Below are 17371 nucleotides of genomic sequence, written 5' to 3'. Positions count from 1 at the left end.
AAGGGTATTAAATATAATTTTTAATACCCTTAATTTTCAATATCCATGAAAAGCTTTTATATCTTAAATAAAAGCAAAAGCATCAGCATACATCTGCTCTATTAGCGCGCCTTGTTCAACAAAATCACCTCTTACAGCCGCAACCATTTCAAATCGACCTGCTAAATAGATATCGTAATCGGCTAAATTTTTAACATCTTCCATTACGGCTTTATGCACCATACCTGAGCGGCCTTGCCAATCGGTATTTGGCGCTTCAATTACGGGAATAAATTTACCATTCGACAGTGTATTAATAATAGTAGCTGTTTGATCTAACTCGTAACAAGCACTTGAATCACGTAAGCCCCAATAAACAATAACTTCACGTTGTGAGTGTTTTAATGCCAAATATTCAAACATAGATTTTATATAGGAAAACCCTGTTCCACCGGCAATCAACAATAGTGGGCGCTCACTTTCTTCACGCAACTGTGCGTTCCCAAAAGGCATTTCAATCGTCACTTCAGTATTGGCTTTAATGTGTTCAATAACTTGCATTGGATAACTGTCTAAACCAGAAGCCCCAATTTGTAATTCAATAAGCTCAGCGCCTGGGGCACTAGCTATAGAAAAAGGGCGTTTGTCTTCGTCACTCATTACAAAATTTAAATATTGTCCGGCAGAGAAATCAACAGGCATGCTTGGCTTTAAAAGAGCCTTATAAACAAACTCCGTTAATGGTGTTAACGACACTACCTGACATGTGATCACTTTCATTTATTCTGTACCTTATTACTTCGTGCTTACTATATTAGTAGCATTATTAATTTGAATTATCAGTGCCGCTTGAGATATTAAGTTCGTCCCAAATATCATCCACTTGGTCTTTCACTGCTTGGGTCATTTCAATGGGTTCGCCCCATTCACGATTGGTTTCACCTGGCCATTTATTGGTCGCATCTAAGCCCATTTTTGAACCTAGGCCTGAAACCGGTGAAGCAAAATCTAAATAATCTATTGGTGTGTTTTCAATTAACACTGTGTCGCGACTTGGATCCATACGCGTCGTCATTGCCCATATTACGTCTTGCCAATCACGAGCATTAATATCATCGTCGCAAACTATAACAAATTTTGTGTACATAAATTGACGTAAAAAAGACCAAACCCCCATCATTACACGCTTAGCATGGCCAGCATATTGCTTTTTAATCGTAACAACGGCTAAACGATAAGAACAACCTTCTGGTGGCAAGTAAAAATCTTGAATTTCAGGAAACTGCTTTTGCAAAATAGGCACAAAGACTTCATTAAGTGCAACACCTAAAATAGCAGGCTCATCTGGTGGACGTCCGGTATAAGTACTGTGATAAACAGGGTCTTTTCTGTGGGTAATATGGGTAACGGTCATCACCGGGAAATCGTCAACTTCATTATAGTAACCCGTATGATCACCATATGGCCCTTCTGGTGCCATTTCATCGGGGTCAATATAACCTTCTAAAATAATCTCGGCTGTTGCCGGCACTTCTAGCTCGTTACTAATACATTTGGCAACTTCCGTTTTACTGCCGCGTAATAAACCCGCAAAAGCATATTCAGAAAGGGTGTCTGGCACTGGCGTAACCGCACCTAAAATGGTCGCTGGATCTGCGCCTAACGCAACAGCTACTGGATACTTTTCACCTGGAAAAGCTTTTTTAAATTCTTGAAAGTCTAATGCGCCACCACGATGAGATAGCCAACGCATGATGACCTTATTGCGACCTAATAATTGATTGCGATAAATACCCAAATTTTGTCGTGATTTATGCGGACCTTTTGTAACGGTTAAACCCCAGGTGATTAAGGGAGCCACATCACCTGGCCAACATTTTTGAATAGGCAGTTGAGTTAAATCAACCGCATCACCTTCAAGCACTACTTGTTGGCATAACGGCTTTTTAATCACCTTAACAGGCATATTCAACACTTGTTTATACAAAGGTATTTTGCTTAATGCATCACGAAAACCTTTTGGAGGCTCAGGTTCTTTTAATGCCGCTAACAGTGTGCCAACATCACGCAAGGCTTTTACATTTTCTTGACCCATTGCCAACGCTACGCGCTCAGGAGTACCAAATAAATTGGTTAACACCGGCATAGCGTGTGGCTGACCATTTTCGTCAACGGGATTTTCAAATAACAATGCTGGACCGGCTTGTCGCAAGGTACGGTCACTAATTTCTGTCATGGTTAAATCAGTAGATATTGGCTGGCTAATACGCTTGAGTTGGCCTAATTTCTCTAACTGAGAGATAAAGTCTCTTAAATCACTGTATTTCATATTAGAATTTGATGAAAAATTTGTCTTACATTATAACGGTATAAAGCCTAAATTCCCTAATCGATAGCGGTATCAAGTGAATAATTTTTCATTTAACGTATCTAGTCGCATTTTTACTGGCCGAAATTTTATTAAGCACATAAAAAATGCCAGCTAATTGCTGGCATTTTTCAAATATAAATAACTGGCTTATTGGCGTTTCATTGAATCAAAAAACTCATCATTCGTTTTAGTCATCGCTAATTTATCAATCATGAATTCCATGGCGTCAATTTCACCCATTTCATGAACGATCTTACGTAATATCCACATTTTTTGTAACTCGTCTGGCTTAGTTAATAGCTCTTCACGACGCGTACCACTGCGGTTAAAGTGAATAGCAGGGAAAACACGTTTTTCAGCAATTTTGCGTGAAAGGTGTAATTCCATATTACCTGTACCTTTAAACTCTTCGTAGATAACTTCATCCATTTTAGAGCCAGTATCAACAAGCGCTGTAGCAATAATCGTCAAGCTACCGCCTTCTTCAATGTTACGTGCGGCACCGAAAAAGCGTTTTGGACGATGTAAAGCGTTAGCGTCTACACCACCGGTTAATATTTTTCCTGACGATGGAATTACTGTGTTATAAGCTCGTGCTAAGCGGGTAATTGAATCAAGTAAAATCACCACGTCTTTTTTATGCTCAACTAAACGTTTTGCTTTTTCAATAACCATTTCAGCCACTTGAACATGGCGGTTCGCTGGTTCGTCAAAAGTAGAAGCAATGACTTCACCCTTAACTAAGCGCTGCATTTCGGTAACTTCTTCAGGGCGCTCATCAATCAGTAACACCATTAACTCAGCTTCAGGGTGGTTATGGGCAATACTTTGGGCAATGTTTTGTAGTAATAATGTTTTACCGGCTTTCGGCGGTGCAACAATTAATCCACGTTGACCCATACCAATTGGCGATGCTAAATCTAATACACGTGCGGTGATATCTTCAGTCGAGCCATTGCCACGTTCCATTGTTAAACGGTCAGTTGGATGAATGGGTGTAAGGTTTTCAAAAAGGATTTTATTGCGAGAGTTTTCAGGGCGGTCGAAGTTTACTTCATTAACTTTCAAGAGAGCAAAATAACGTTCGCCGTCTTTTGGTGGGCGAATTTTACCTGTAATGGTATCGCCTGTTCGCATACTAAATCGACGTATTTGGCTTGGTGATACATATATATCATCAGGTCCAGCTAAATAGGAAGAGTCCGCAGAGCGTAAAAATCCAAAGCCGTCTTGTAGAATTTCTAAAACACCGCTGCCAAAAATATCTTCCCCGCTTTTAGCATGGGCTTTTAATATAGCAAATATAATGTCTTGTTTGCGGTTACGAGCTAAATGCTCTAGTTTCATTGATTCTGCGAGTTTAACCAGTTGGCTAATCGACTTTTCTTTAAGTTCGTTAAGATTCATATTGGGGGTTCTTAAACTATTTAGGTTCTTATGCTGTGCCGTTTGGCAATTTAGGATGTTTGAATATGGTTTTTTTGAAATGTTCTTTCTTTAGAAAGTTAAATTTAGCATTAAAAAGCAAACCAGTAAAGGATCACTTAATTGATCTTATAATAAATAATAAAAAGGTCCGAATTATCGGACCTTTTTTTATAAATTGTTATCAATAAACTCTTTTAATTGCGTTTTTGATAAAGCGCCAACTTTCGTGTCGGCAACCGCACCATCTTTAAATAGTAACAAGGTAGGAATACCACGAATACCATATTTAGGTGGGGTGTTTGAGTTTTGATCAATGTTTAATTTGCCGACGGTTATTTTACCAGCATACTCTTCAGCTACATCATTTAACAATGGCGCGATCATTTTACATGGTCCACACCACTCAGCCCAAAAATCAACTAGAACCAAGCCTGATGCATTGATTACATCAGTGTCAAAACTATCATCAGTTAACTGAACAATTTTATCGCTCATTTATATCTCCAAAAAAAGGTGGCCTATTGCCAATGGGTTAAGATTATACCTTCATCAAAATTAATTACCATCAATCGTATATAACAGTTATAGGTAATAAATTTAAATCACATATAACAGTAATGGGCATTTAAATTAAAAAATCAACTAAAGCTATCATTTTATTGTCGCTTTTATGTGAATCTAATTTTTATTAATAGCGTAAGGTGTTAAGCTTGCGGTATGAAAAAAACACACTTAACAGAAATAAAGTTCTCGGAACTTAAGCTCGAGCCTACCGTTGTTAGCGGCCTCGAATCTATGGGCTTTGAATATTGCACTGCAATTCAAGCAAAGTCTTTACCTATATTGATGACAGGCAAAGATATTGCCGGTCAAGCACAAACCGGCGAAGGTAAAACCATTGCCTTCTTAGCCGCAACATTCCATCATTTATTACAGAAAAAAAATGTTAGCCACAATCAACCGCGCGCCTTAATTATGGCGCCAACACGTGAGCTTGCTATTCAAATTCATCGCGACGCTATCGCAATGGCAAAAAGCACAGGTTTACGCCTAGGATGTGTTTATGGTGGTGAAGGTTACGAAAGCCAACGTTTAGAACTTGAACAAGGTGTAGATATTTTAATTGGCACTTGTGGCCGCTTACTTGATTACTTAAAACAAGGCATTTATAACCTCAATAATATTGAAGTTGTAGTGCTTGATGAAGCTGATCGTATGTTCGATTTAGGCTTTATCAAAGATATTCGTTACATGTTTAACAAGATGCCGGCAGCAACTGAGCGTTTGAGCATGCTTTATTCTGCAACCTTATCTTTTCGTGTTAAAGAGTTAGCTTTTGAACACATGAACGAACCTGACAGCGTTGAAGTAGAACCTGATCAAAAAACTAATATTCGCATAACAGAAGAGCTATTTTACCCTTCTAATGAAGATAAAATGCGCTTACTACAAACCTTAATTGAAGAAGATTGGCCTGATAAAGCGATTATTTTTGCCAACACTAAACATGTTTGTGAAAAAATTCACGCTCACTTAGAAGCAGATAAAATTCGCGTTGGCATGCTCACTGGCGATGTTATTCAAAAGAAACGTTTGAAAATTTTGGAGCAGTTTACCGCTGGCCAATTAGATGTTTTAGTGGCTACTGATGTAGCAGCACGTGGTTTGCATATTCCAGCCGTTACGCATGTATTTAACTACGATTTACCTGATGATTGTGAAGATTATGTTCATCGCATAGGTAGAACGGGTCGTGCTGGTGCTACCGGTCATGCTATTAGTTTAGCCTGTGAACAATATGTATTTAATTTACCAGCCATTGAAACCTATATTGAACATGCCTTGCCTGTAAGTAAATATGATCACGATGCATTATTGACCGACCTACCTCGACCTAAGCCTCGTCAACGTCGTCATAAGCCTCATAATGGTGGCCAAAACCGCAGTCGTAGTTCTGGCAATAGGCCTCAAAGGAACAGTTAGTTGATGTCGACCACGTCCCTGGAGCTTTTATCACCTCTATATGCTGTGGTCGATTTAGGCTCTAATAGCTTCCATATGTTAATTACTCGACAACTTGCCGATAGCGTGCAAGTTGTTGATAAAATCAAGCGTAAAGTTCGACTCGCTGCTGGCTTAGATACTAACAATATATTATCTGAGCAAACGATGGCAAAAGGCTTAGAATGCTTACGTTTTTTTGCTGAACACTTACAAGACATCCCTCAAAAAAATATTCGTATTGTTGCTACCGCCACTTTAAGGTTAGCAAAAAATCGCGACGAGTTTATTGCTAAAGCTGAAGCAGTGTTAGGGCATCCTGTTAACTTACTAAGCGGTATTGAAGAAGCTGAACATATATATCTTGGTGTTGCTCATACCAGTTTAAGTGCTGACAAACGTTTGGTTTTAGATATTGGCGGTGCTAGTACAGAACTTATTGTTGGTCGAGGCTTCAAGGTTAAAAAGGCCCATAGCCTTAATCTTGGTTGTGTGACTTATAGTCAGCAATACTTTCCTCATGGCGAGTTATCAAACGAACACTTTAACCAAGCGATTTGTGCTGCTGAGTTTATTATTGCGCCAATAAAAAATGAATTTTGTGATATTGGCTGGCAATGTGTTCTTGGTGGCTCGGGTACCATGCAAGCGTTAGCGGAAATGCTAATTTATCAGCATAAGCCGAGTGTTATTTCGCTAGAGTTTCTCTATCAGGTTAAAGCGCAAATATTGCATTTTAATCAAATTGACAAGATTAACTTAGCAGGGTTATCTAGCGAAAGGAGCCCAGTTATTGCTAGTGGCTTAGCTATTTTAATTGCCTTATTTCAACAGTTGTCGATTAAAGAGTTAACACTTTCTAGTGGTGCATTACGCGAAGGCTTGTTATACGAAATGCTACCAGAGCAAAGCACTTCTAACGTTCGCCAAAGAACCATTACAGCATTGAGCCAACGTTTTCATATTGATCAGCGGCATGCTAATAGCGTAAAACGTCAAATAGAAACGCTTTATTTACAGCTTAAATCTATTTGGGATTTACCTGATGGTAATGCGCTTGCACTTTTACTAGTTAGTGCTGACTTGCATGAAATAGGCTTATTACTAGAGTACAAGCACCATCAGCAACATAGTGCCTATATTTTAGCTCATGCTGACTTAGCGGGTTTTAATCAATCAGAGCGGCAACTACTGGTCAGTTTGGTCACCTTGTATAAAGGAGATATAAATTTAGCCCTTATTGAACAGCAATCAGCTATTGATGATCATAGCGCTAAAAAATTATTAATTATTCTGCGCTTAGCAGTAAGATTATGTCGTCACCGCAATGATCAGACATTACCCGACTATGCTGTATCGCTAAATGACAAGTGTTTGCAGCTTAGTTTGCCGCAGCAATGGTTGTTACAACACACGCTCATTCATGATGAATTAGCGCAAGAGAATGAACACATTGCCATACTTGGTTATAGCCTGGAGCTCGATAAAGTATAGATTATATTTTAGCTATAAACATTGATGAATAATTGAAATTCACACATAAAAAAGCCGCAATCAATATTTATCACGGCCATTCTCTTTCTTTATTTTTCACGCCTGATATAACTCAGCGTTTTAGCTTGTTTGTTCTGCTTTTAACCAGCGCGCCACTTGTTTTGCAAAGTAGGTTAATATACCGTCGGCTCCTGCACGTTTAAAGGCGAGTAAACCTTCCATTACGCAAGGCTTTTCAGCCAACCAGCCGTTTTGAATAGCTGCCATATGCATGGCATATTCACCACTCACTTGATAAGCATAGGTTGGCACTTGAAAATTATCTTTCACTCGGCGAACTATATCTAAATATGGCATGCCTGGCTTAATCATTACCATGTCTGCGCCTTCATAAATATCTTGGGCAACTTCATGCAGTGCTTCATTACTGTTGGCAGGATCCATTTGGTAAGAGAACTTATTGCCCCCTTTAATGTTGCCTGCCGAGCCTACCGCATCGCGAAACGGACCATAGTAACTTGAGGCATATTTGGCTGAATAAGCCAGTATTTTAGTATTAACATAGTGGTGTGTTTCTAATATTTGACGAATTGCAGTAATACGGCCATCCATCATATCTGATGGTGCAACAATATCGGCACCTGCTTGGGCATGAGATAGGGCTTGCTTCACTAAAATATCTTTGGTTATATCGTTGAGCACATAGCCTTGCTCATCAATAATGCCATCTTGGCCATGCGTCGTAAAAGGGTCTAAGGCAACATCGGTGATCACCCCTAAACGAGGAAACTTGGCCTTTACTGCACGAACAGTGCGCTGAGCTAAACCATCAGGATTATAGGCTTCTTCTGCTAACAATGACTTTTTATCTGCAGGTGTTACCGGAAAAATAGCGATAGCAGGTATGCCTAAGTCGGTTAACTCTTCACACTCTGCCAATAATAAATCGATACTTTTGCGCTCAACTCCAGGCATCGATTCAATAGTTTCACATTGGTTTTCACCTTCTAAAACAAAAACGGGATAGATTAAATCATTAACCGTCAATTGATGCTCTGACATTAAACGTCGTGAAAAATTATCAGAGCGCATGCGGCGCATTCGACGGGCAGGATATTGACCAAAAACGTTGTTCATACTCTTTCCTATAACAATGTAAATTCTATTCAAACAAAAATGTAATATACGACGATATGCATTAGGAGCTATCTTAAGCCGCCATTTGATTTCAACCGTATTACCGTGGCTGGGTTGATCTTTCTATTGGTATAACTTGCACTTGATCCCGGCCTGCTTGTTTTGCTTTATAAAGTGCTTTATCTACGTAATCAAAAATAATTTCTGGTGTGATCTCTTTCTCTTGCTGATAAGTTGTAACACCACAACTTACAGATAATGTAATGATGTTTTCATTGCTATAAACCTGTTGTTGCCTAACACTCTGACATATCTCTTGTGCAAGTGCTAAAGCACCTTGAGCATCGGTTTCGGGTAAAATTAAACAAAACTCTTCCCCACCATATCTACAGCCCACATCTGAACTTCGACGCAGTAAAGATTTAATCATACCTGCAACTTCTACAATGCATTTATCGCCAGCCAAATGGCCAAAGTTATCATTAACACGCTTAAAGTGATCTATATCTACGAGAATAAGACTTAACGGTGTTAAATTGCGACGACTACGTCTAAATTCAGCCACTATTTTTTGATCATAATAACGTCGATTATATAGCCCAGATAGCTCATCAAGCGTATTTTTTTCTTTTAATTCTTGATTAACAACTTCTAACTCTTGTAACGCTATATTTAACTCTAAAGTCCGTTCTTGCACGCGGCTTTCTAATTGCTCTTGGCTTTCATCTTGTAATCTTGATATTTCTTTTTGTGCTATTTCTGAAGCTTTTATGCTTGAAAGTGCTTGTTGTTGAGCTAACTTTTCATCACGTAATTGACAGTAATATTTATGCCCCATCAAATAAGTCGCCATAATAGCCATCACCCAAAAGGCGAGCATATCAAAACAATTTATAACGTATGAAGAGAAGCCGAGGTAGTACAACATAAAAGCTAAAAGATTAAAGCTTAATTGTATCATCAGAATTGGTGAAAATATTGAGAGTAAATCAAGGTCAATGGCTTTTTCGTATCTGAAAATATACAACAAAGCGAGTAAGCTTATTGAGGTTGGTATTTGTGTTAATAGCCAAGTGTTACTGGGGTGGGTAATAAAACTTAAAGGCACACTCAGAGCTATAATAATAGATAAGCGCAGTAACAGTTGATAGCTTTTATGCTTATTTTTTTTTAAGGAAAATAACTTAATTGTAAAAATAAAAAACAGAATGTTAGCGCTACTGGCAAGCAACACACTCTCAGCATTTAGAAAATAGGGGTTACTAGTTAAAAGTGCGAGTAAAGAAGCGCCACCAGCAACTAAAATACCTAATGACTTTACAGCAAAAAATAACGCCAACATTGCCATGCTATAGCTTCGTGAAGCTCTAGCCCATGTAAGGCACATAAGAATTAATATTAAACTACTGCCGATAAAAACATGCTGGCCATGTAATTGAAAAGTAAAGTCTGTTTTTGTTAATACACGTGCGCCTTGAGCCATCACATTAAAGGAGCAAAATATGATTATAAAATAAATAACTAAACGGCTAATTAGGTTATACATTGCTAGTGCTTATACTAAAAAATGTTTCTGAATTAAGCGTAGTTTGTTTAATTATATCTTGCTCGCTAAAAGGCATTAATTCAGCCAAAGTCTTAATAATATAAGGTAAATAGCTAGGTTCGTTACGGCTACTTTTAGGCTTTGGTCGAATGTTTCTTGGAGTTAAATAAGGCGCATCCGTTTCAATCATTAGACGATCTAATGGAATTAAAGAAACAATATCACGAAGCTCTTGTCCTCTTCGTTCATCACATAACCAGCCTGTTATACCTATATACATACCAGCGGCTAAACATTGCTCTAACTCTTTTTTATTTCCGGTAAAGCAATGAGAAACCATAGCAGGAACTTTAGAAAAGTATGGCGTTAGTATTTCAAACCAAGGCTCAAAAGCATCTCTTTGATGCAAAAACAAAGGTAATTGCAGTTCTGAAGCTAACTTTACTTGCTCTGAAAAAACTCTTTTTTGGTTCTCTACCGTTGAGAAATTACGATTAAAGTCTAATCCGCATTCACCAATGGCCTTCACACATTTATTGTTGGCTAAAACCGCTAATTGCTCTTGAAAATTTATCGCTGCGTTATCAGCATCATGCGGGTGAATACCAACAGTACTATGTAAATACTCAGGGTATTGCTGACAAAGGCTTATAGCTTGCTTACTTTCTTCAACGCTGGTGCCTGTAACCACTATCGCGCTAACATTTGCCCGCTGGGCACGTATAAGCATTTCACTTCGATCTTTATCAAAGCGCGTGTTGGTTAAATTCACACCGATATCAATCAAGAGTAAACTCTTTACTTTTAGCTAAAACACTCAAAAAATTTGCTTTTATCTTAGTCGAACTTTGAGGCATTATTTTTCATCCGTCGTGTCTTCTTCTTTATAATAAAGCGAAGCGATAATAATGCCTAACTCGAATAGCAACAGCATTGGCACTGCCAGCATTGTTTGAGAAATAATATCTGGTGGCGTAAGTAGCATACCAATAATAAATGCACCTACAACAATATAAGGGCGTTTAGTGCGTAAACTGTCAGGCGTTGTTACACCAGTCCAACATAAAAGAATGATAGCAATTGGGATTTCAAATGCGGCCCCAAAAGCAAAAAAAAGTTTTAAGACAAAATCTAAATAACTACTAATATCAGTTGCTATAGTTACACCATCAGGAGCAACAGATGAAAAAAATGTAAAAGCTACTGGAAATACAATGTAGTAAGCAAATGCAATTCCACCATAAAACAATAATGTACTACCAACCATTAAAGGCGCAATTAAACGCTTTTCATTTTTATATAAACCAGGCGCAATAAACGACCACATTTGATATAAAATGTAAGGCATAGTAATAAATATTGATAAAACTATTGTCAGTTTAAAAGGCGTAAAAAAAGGTGATGCTACATCAGTTGCGATCATCTGCGTGCCTTCTGGCATTACCGCCAAAAGTGGTTGAGCAACATATTGGTAAATATCTTGAGCGAAATATATTAACGCACAAAACACCACAAGAACACCCAATACAGCATGTAATAGCCGTGTTCTCAGTTCTAACAAGTGATCGAATAACGTATAGTTTTGTTTAGCAGCTGAACTCATTTAACCTGCTTTTCATCTTTATTATCATTTAGCTTTTCAATTTCATCATTAGACTTTATTGACTGTTCAGCTGTCTGATAGGGGTTATTGACCATTTCTGCCGCTTCTTTTAGAGACTTAACTGAAGCCTCTAGCTCTGGCGACAAATCTTTCATGCCTGCTTGCTCAGCTTTTTTTAGGTTGGCATGCAACTCTTGAATGCGAAGTTCTTCAGTAAGTTCGTTTTTAACGCCCTCACTAAAGCCTCGAATACTCGCGATCCAACCACGTACAGTTCGAATTGCAACGGGTAATCGCTCAGGACCGAGTACAACTAAGCCAATAATAGCGATTAATAATAATTCCCAAAAGCCGATATCAAACATTAGACTTTATCTTTCTCTTTTTCATCAACGTTGCGCTTGCTTGCAGTGCTATCACCTAAACTATCACCCTTAGCAGAGTCAGTTTCTGACGATTGCTCTTTTTTAGCCGGTTCATCTGATACCGCACCTTTAAAACCTTTAATAGCTGAACCTAAATCAGTGCCTAAATTACGTAATTTTTTAGTGCCAAATAACAACACAACAATCACTGCAATAATTAATAATTGCCAAATACTTATACCGCCCATAAAAAACTCCTATAATTTAATTGAATTCATTATAAAGTTTATAGAAATAAAATCACCAACTGATATGCTAAATGATGAGGTAAAACAAAATTTGATAAGAATGAATTGTAAAAAACCATGTTATGGGCAGATATGCTTAGTATTTTTTTACTTTGTATTTGCAAATTCAGCATTAGCTTTTACTGCAGAAGAAGAAAAAGCACAGGTTGAACAAAAAGATGATCACTGGATGCAAGGATTGCATGAAACGGTTTCAGATACCGTTTATCAATCTGCACAATGGTTTGATAGTTTTTTTATCGCAAATGATAGTGAAGAGCAACAAAGCCCTACTACAACCGCAAAAATTCGTTTTGCTTGGCTGCCGAAAAGCCGTGACTGGAGCGAAGTAAAAACGCGATTTCGAGTGCGAGTAAAATTGCCGCATTTACAAGACAGAGTTAGCCTAGTGTTATCAGATGAAGCTGATGATGATCTCAATAATTTGCCTTTAGAGTCAGCAAACACGAAATCAAGTATCGAAGAAGAAAAGTTTTCTTTAGCATTAAACTACACTCAAGAAAAAAAAGAAGATCGTTTAATGAACTATCGTGTGGGTATTTCAGGAGGCGATATATTTGTTAGAGCAAGACATAAACGCCGACTTAACTTGAGCCCTACACAAAATTTTTTAGTTGAACCATCAGTTTATTATTTTCTCGACGAAGGCCTGGGAACTAAACTTTTACTAGAATATGATTACCAACTCAGTAAAAAATCTCAATTTCGTATTAATTATAGTATTCGAGGCTCAGCAGAGTTTAGTGGCATTAGGTGGAAGCATGGCTTTTATAAATTACACCAAATTAACGATACCACGGCATCAGTAATCAGCTTACAAGTAGAAGGTGAACGAAATGGTGCTAGAGGCTTCGTAGTTGATAATTATACTTTAGGTTATCGATATCGCTTTAACGCACTTCGAGATTGGTTATTTTTTGAAATCGAACCTTTTTTGGAGTTTCCAGAGGAAAAAAACTATAGAACAACTCCTGGCATTGCATTGCGTGTCGAAGGTTTTTTTCATAAAGGCTAAGCGTGTGCATATTGCCCGATGCTATGCCCGATGCATAGCAACGACATTACTTTGAGCTATATCTTTTTCTATTTTTCCAGGTCGGCTGATATGATATCCCTGACCAAATTCGCAACCAACATTTTGTAATTTCTTTAACATCCCTTCAGACTCAATGCCTTCAGCAACTAAGCGATAACCAAATTTAGTGCCTAGTTCATGCAATGCTTTTACTAATGAAAGATTTTTATCATTTTGGTTTATCGCACGGATAAAGCTACGGTCGAGCTTAATAAACTCAAAAGGGTAGTTATGTAAAAAATTAAAAGAGGATAAGCCTGCACCATAATCATCTAAAGCTAACTTTACACCAAATTCTTTCAGTTTTCGTAGTCCCTTAAGCGCTAATTCAGTATGACGAGCAAACGCAGACTCGTTAAACTCTAAAATAAGTCGTTCTGGCTCGATAGTATTATCGCTGATGAGCCCCATAAGTTTTGTTAATTGATTTGCTTGAATTAAATGCCTTCCAGATAGGTTAATCCCAATATAAGCATTCTCATATTCTTTAGATTGCTTCCACAGTTTCAACTGCAGACAAACTTCTTCAATAACCCATGTTTCTATTTCTAAAATCATACCCGTTTCTTCTGCCATAAAAAGAAACTCGCTAGGTGTTAATAAGCCTTTAGTAGGATGCTTCCAGCGTAAAAGTACTTCAAAGCCTAAGGTTTTCGTAGAGGTTAAGTCTGATATTTTTTGATAATGTAACTCAAACTGTTTACTTTTTATTGCCTGCCTAAGCTCTTGCTCAAGGGTCATACTCGCAATAATTTTTTCTCGCATACTATCGTCGAAGAAAACATAACGACCGCGCCCTAAACTTTTAGCTTGGTACATTGCCGCATCGGCATCTCGTAATACTTCATTAGCGTCTTTATAGCTAATACGACTTTGAGCAATCCCTATACTGGCATTTGAATATAACGTATGACCTTCTAATTCAAAAGGTTGTGCAATTGAAGTAATTATACGTGTAGCTATTTCTTCCATATCATCAGGAGACTGCAACGAATCAAGCAGCACGACAAATTCATCGCCTCCTAACCTCGCCAAAATGTCATTATCGCGAACACAATCTTGTAATCTACGGGCAATTTCAATTAGGAATTGATCACCTGCATGATGGCCTAATGTGTCATTAATCATTTTAAATCGATCTAAATCGATAAATAAAACCGCAAATCTATGATGAGGGTGACGTTTTAGGTGACGAATGGCATAGGTTAGTCGATCTGAAAACATTGCTCGATTAGGCAGTTCGGTTAGGCCGTCGTGATGCGCCTCATGGTATAAACGTGCTTCAGCTTTGCGTCTTTCCTCGATTTGCATGCGTAAATTTAAATTAGTCGCTTGTAGCTCTTCAGTTCGTTTATTTATCATTTTCTCAAGTGCTTCATGACTTTGCAGCGCTTGTTGCTGAACTTTTTTTCGTAAAATCTCTATCGAAATATGGTGACTAACAAAACGAAGAAGCTCAAGATCTTTAGTCTGATAAGCATTTTTATCTTGATAATGTTGAATCGCAATAACACCAAAAACTTCACCTTGGTCAGATAATGGTGCGGCTAAAAACGCCTGAGGCAATTTATCTTCAGGGTATGCTTGCGTAAATGCACGTTGAGTTACTTCACCTTGCTCTGCCAACGTATAAACCATTCTGTCACTCAACAGTATGGGCTTTCTCGCTCTTATAGTAATCTCTGAAAGTCCATCACTAAGCGCTCGTGTTTTCGGTTGTTTAGACTTTTCATTGCAATAATAGGGAAACGCTAATTGGCTTTTATCATCAGATAATAAGGCAATATAAAAGTTTTTTGCTGGCAATAATTTACTGATTTCATGATGCAGCGCTTGATAGAATTCATCTATAGCATAGGATTTAGCCGTTAGTTCAGAAATATTCAGTAAGACTTGATGTGTTTTAACCGCTTGCTGTCTTTCAGCAATTTCACGCTGTAACTGCTGGTTAGTTTGCGTTAACACTAATGTACGCTGCTCAATGCTCGATTCTAGTAATTCTCGGCTGCGAACCCGATCGATTGCCGTTACTAAATGTTCGGCAATACCTTCTAAAATTTGGCAATCTTTTGCTGAAAATTTTAATGCTTTATCATAACTTTGTAAGGCTATAACGCCAATAACTTGCTCGTCTCTTTTGAGTGGAACACCTAGCCAGTCTTTAAATTCAGAGTCATATAATTTAATTTCATCAGCATTCGCTAAATCTATTCGTTTATTTGCAGAGCAATGTAACTTTTGTTGACGCACAATCACTAAGCCCGACAGAGTTTTTTGCCAATGGCTTAGATCAACTTGCTCGCACAAGCCTTTTTCTAATGGATTATGACAATGGGTTAATTTTAACTCATCAGAGGAATTTAAAAGTGCGATATGGAAACTATCAGTAACCAATAGGGTTTTGATTACAGATTCAAGTGCATTATAAAACGCATCCATGTCAGTTACAGCACTGGCTAACTCAGACAGTTGTAATAAACCTGATTGCATCGTTTTAATATGTCTATATTTTCTAAGTAAGCGCTTTAACCTAGGAAGTTGACGTACCGCTTGTGTAGTTTCCGTCGTCGGCAATTCCATTTTGGAAATTCCATTTTATTATTAGTATTATTTTTATACGGTTAGTCTAACAAAATAAATTTGATAAGCTAGACCTAAGCGCAATTTAATCAATGTCATTCATCTCAATACACTTGAGGTTATTTATAAAAGCCATGATATCGCCATCACTTCTGCCCCCACCCAAGCCATAGCCCTTTGTAATACAAGTCATATCAATGATTTTGAATAACCTCAGCGTAATAAGATTTTACATGGCTAATGCTATTATAATAATCAAATAATCAAAAAATAACTTTCATGCTTCAAATAAAAGCCGAAATACGCTTAACTATTACTAGTTCAAATACTTCATTAGGTAAGGTTGGGAATTTAATTTAAACATAAAAAAACCGGCACAAGCCGGTTTAAGTTAATTGTTTGAGATTAAGTAGCCATAGCACCTTTTAGTTTTGCTAGTGCATTTTTCTCTAATTGGCGAACACGTTCAGCAGATATTTCATATTTATTCGCTAACTCTTGTAAAGTTGACTTATCATCAAGCAACCAACGAGTACGAATGATATCTTGGCTACGATCGTCAAGACTAACTAAAGCGTTACTCAGCCTTTTATTAGCATGCTGCTCCCAATTTGAATCTTCTACTTCTGTAGCAAGATCAGATTGTTTGTCTTCTAAGTATTGCGCAGGTGAGTATGTGCTCGCATTAGCGCTGTCATCATCGTCAGTTGATAACTCAAAAGCTTGGTCTTGGTTACTCATACGAGATTCCATTTCCAAAACATCTTTAGTTGTAACACCTAGCGTTTCGGCAACGTTACTGACTTCTTCATGACTAAACCAACCTAAACGTTTTTTATTTTTACGTAAATTGAAAAACAACTTTCGTTGAGCTTTAGTTGTAGCAACTTTAACTATGCGCCAATTCTTTAATACAAACTCATGAATTTCAGCTTTAATCCAGTGTACTGCAAACGATACTAAGCGAACGCCTACTTCAGGATTGAAGCGTTTTACCGCTTTCATTAGCCCTATATTGCCTTCCTGAATTAAATCAGCTTGTGGTAAACCGTAGCCTGCATAGCCTTTTGCAACATGAATTACAAAACGAAGATGCGACATAATTAGCTCTTGGGCCGCTTTTAAATCATTTTCAGAATATAAACGAGTTGCTAACTCATGCTCTTTTTCAGCACTAAGCATTGGAATGCTATACGAAGATTGCACGTATGCTTCAATGCTGCCGCTTTGCGGAACAGTTAACGCCATTGATTGCATTGATTCACTCATTTAATAACTCCTCTTTCTAATTCTAGCTCGCGATTATAACATATTTACCTAAATCACCTCAAAATATAGTTTCAATGGTAATGTAAGTAAGGGGGATGACCGATTATCACGATTTTAATAGGCCAACATTAGCTTAGAAGACACTGCTAAACAACAGTCTCTTTCAATTTTTTTGTCAACAAACTGTTAATTTTTGTCATCATAATAAAAATATT

Annotated in this window: 15 protein-coding genes; 3 read left to right on the top strand and 12 right to left on the bottom strand. The window is 37.7% G+C overall.

Annotated features, from left to right (window positions below; translation table 11 throughout):
* Positions 1-63 precede the first annotated feature (63 nt).
* The 4 genes from fre to trxA form a co-directional block, all read right to left on the bottom strand.
* Entirely contained in the window at positions 64-759 is a 696-nt protein-coding gene (fre, locus tag AC27H3_RS07785) for an NAD(P)H-flavin reductase (RefSeq protein ID WP_487105087.1), read from the bottom strand.
* A gap of 46 nt (positions 760-805) precedes the next feature.
* A complete protein-coding gene (ubiD, locus tag AC27H3_RS07780; RefSeq protein ID WP_487105085.1) occupies positions 806-2308 on the bottom strand; it encodes a 4-hydroxy-3-polyprenylbenzoate decarboxylase in 1503 nt (500 codons plus the stop codon).
* A 189-nt stretch (positions 2309-2497) separates the two neighbouring features.
* The gene (gene rho / locus AC27H3_RS07775; RefSeq protein ID WP_085300797.1) at positions 2498-3757 is read right to left on the bottom strand and encodes a transcription termination factor Rho; all 1260 of its coding nucleotides are present in this window, start codon (positions 3755-3757) and stop codon (positions 2498-2500) included.
* A 189-nt stretch (positions 3758-3946) separates the two neighbouring features.
* Complete coding sequence (trxA, locus tag AC27H3_RS07770) at positions 3947-4273, bottom strand: thioredoxin TrxA (protein WP_085300796.1); 327 nt, start codon at positions 4271-4273, stop codon at positions 3947-3949.
* 222 nt (positions 4274-4495) lie between these two features.
* Here trxA and rhlB point away from each other — a divergent pair, with 222 nt between their 5' ends.
* Positions 4496-5761 carry an ATP-dependent RNA helicase RhlB gene (rhlB, locus tag AC27H3_RS07765; protein WP_085300795.1) on the top strand — a complete coding sequence of 422 codons (1266 nt, stop codon included), beginning with the start codon at positions 4496-4498 and terminating at the stop codon, positions 5759-5761.
* Between the two features lie 3 nt (positions 5762-5764).
* Positions 5765-7273, top strand: a complete 1509-nt coding sequence (locus AC27H3_RS07760; RefSeq protein ID WP_487105082.1) for a Ppx/GppA phosphatase family protein — start codon at positions 5765-5767, stop codon at positions 7271-7273.
* Positions 7274-7393: 120 nt separating this feature from the next.
* Here AC27H3_RS07760 and hemB read toward each other — a convergent pair whose 3' ends face one another.
* The 6 genes from hemB to tatA all read right to left on the bottom strand — a co-directional run bounded on the left by hemB (position 7394) and on the right by tatA (position 12172).
* A complete protein-coding gene (gene hemB / locus AC27H3_RS07755) occupies positions 7394-8410 on the bottom strand; it encodes a porphobilinogen synthase (RefSeq protein WP_487105080.1) in 1017 nt (338 codons plus the stop codon).
* Positions 8411-8510: 100 nt separating this feature from the next.
* On the bottom strand, positions 8511-9956 hold the full coding sequence (locus tag AC27H3_RS07750; protein ID WP_487105078.1) for a sensor domain-containing diguanylate cyclase: 1446 nt from the start codon (positions 9954-9956) through the stop codon (positions 8511-8513).
* Positions 9949-10743: a TatD family hydrolase gene (locus AC27H3_RS07745; protein WP_487105076.1), complete on the bottom strand. Its 795-nt coding sequence runs from the start codon at positions 10741-10743 to the stop codon at positions 9949-9951. Before AC27H3_RS07745 ends, AC27H3_RS07750 begins: the two co-directional genes overlap by 8 nt.
* A 69-nt stretch (positions 10744-10812) precedes the next feature.
* A complete protein-coding gene (gene tatC / locus AC27H3_RS07740; RefSeq protein WP_487105074.1) occupies positions 10813-11559 on the bottom strand; it encodes a twin-arginine translocase subunit TatC in 747 nt (248 codons plus the stop codon).
* The gene (gene tatB / locus AC27H3_RS07735) at positions 11556-11924 is read right to left on the bottom strand and encodes a Sec-independent protein translocase protein TatB (protein ID WP_085300789.1); all 369 of its coding nucleotides are present in this window, start codon (positions 11922-11924) and stop codon (positions 11556-11558) included. The genes tatC and tatB overlap by 4 nt, the downstream gene beginning before the upstream one ends.
* Positions 11924-12172: a Sec-independent protein translocase subunit TatA gene (gene tatA, locus AC27H3_RS07730; RefSeq protein WP_487105072.1), complete on the bottom strand. Its 249-nt coding sequence runs from the start codon at positions 12170-12172 to the stop codon at positions 11924-11926. The genes tatB and tatA overlap by 1 nt, the downstream gene beginning before the upstream one ends.
* 100 nt (positions 12173-12272) lie before the next feature.
* Here tatA and AC27H3_RS07725 point away from each other — a divergent pair, with 100 nt between their 5' ends.
* The gene (locus tag AC27H3_RS07725; protein ID WP_487105070.1) at positions 12273-13247 is read left to right on the top strand and encodes a hypothetical protein; all 975 of its coding nucleotides are present in this window, start codon (positions 12273-12275) and stop codon (positions 13245-13247) included.
* Between the two features lie 21 nt (positions 13248-13268).
* Here the strand turns inward: AC27H3_RS07725 and AC27H3_RS07720 are convergent, their stop codons facing one another.
* Together AC27H3_RS07720 and rpoH are read right to left on the bottom strand one after the other, a co-directional pair.
* Positions 13269-15887, bottom strand: a complete 2619-nt coding sequence (locus AC27H3_RS07720) for a bifunctional diguanylate cyclase/phosphodiesterase (protein WP_487105068.1) — start codon at positions 15885-15887, stop codon at positions 13269-13271.
* A gap of 405 nt (positions 15888-16292) precedes the next feature.
* The gene (rpoH, locus tag AC27H3_RS07715) at positions 16293-17156 is read right to left on the bottom strand and encodes an RNA polymerase sigma factor RpoH (protein WP_487105066.1); all 864 of its coding nucleotides are present in this window, start codon (positions 17154-17156) and stop codon (positions 16293-16295) included.
* Between the last annotated feature and the right edge of the window lie 215 nt (positions 17157-17371).

Source organism: Colwellia sp. NW0002-52-1 (assembly GCF_057550865.1).
The sequence above is the reverse complement of the archived record's forward strand: the minus strand, read 5'-3'. Positions and strand labels throughout refer to the sequence as shown.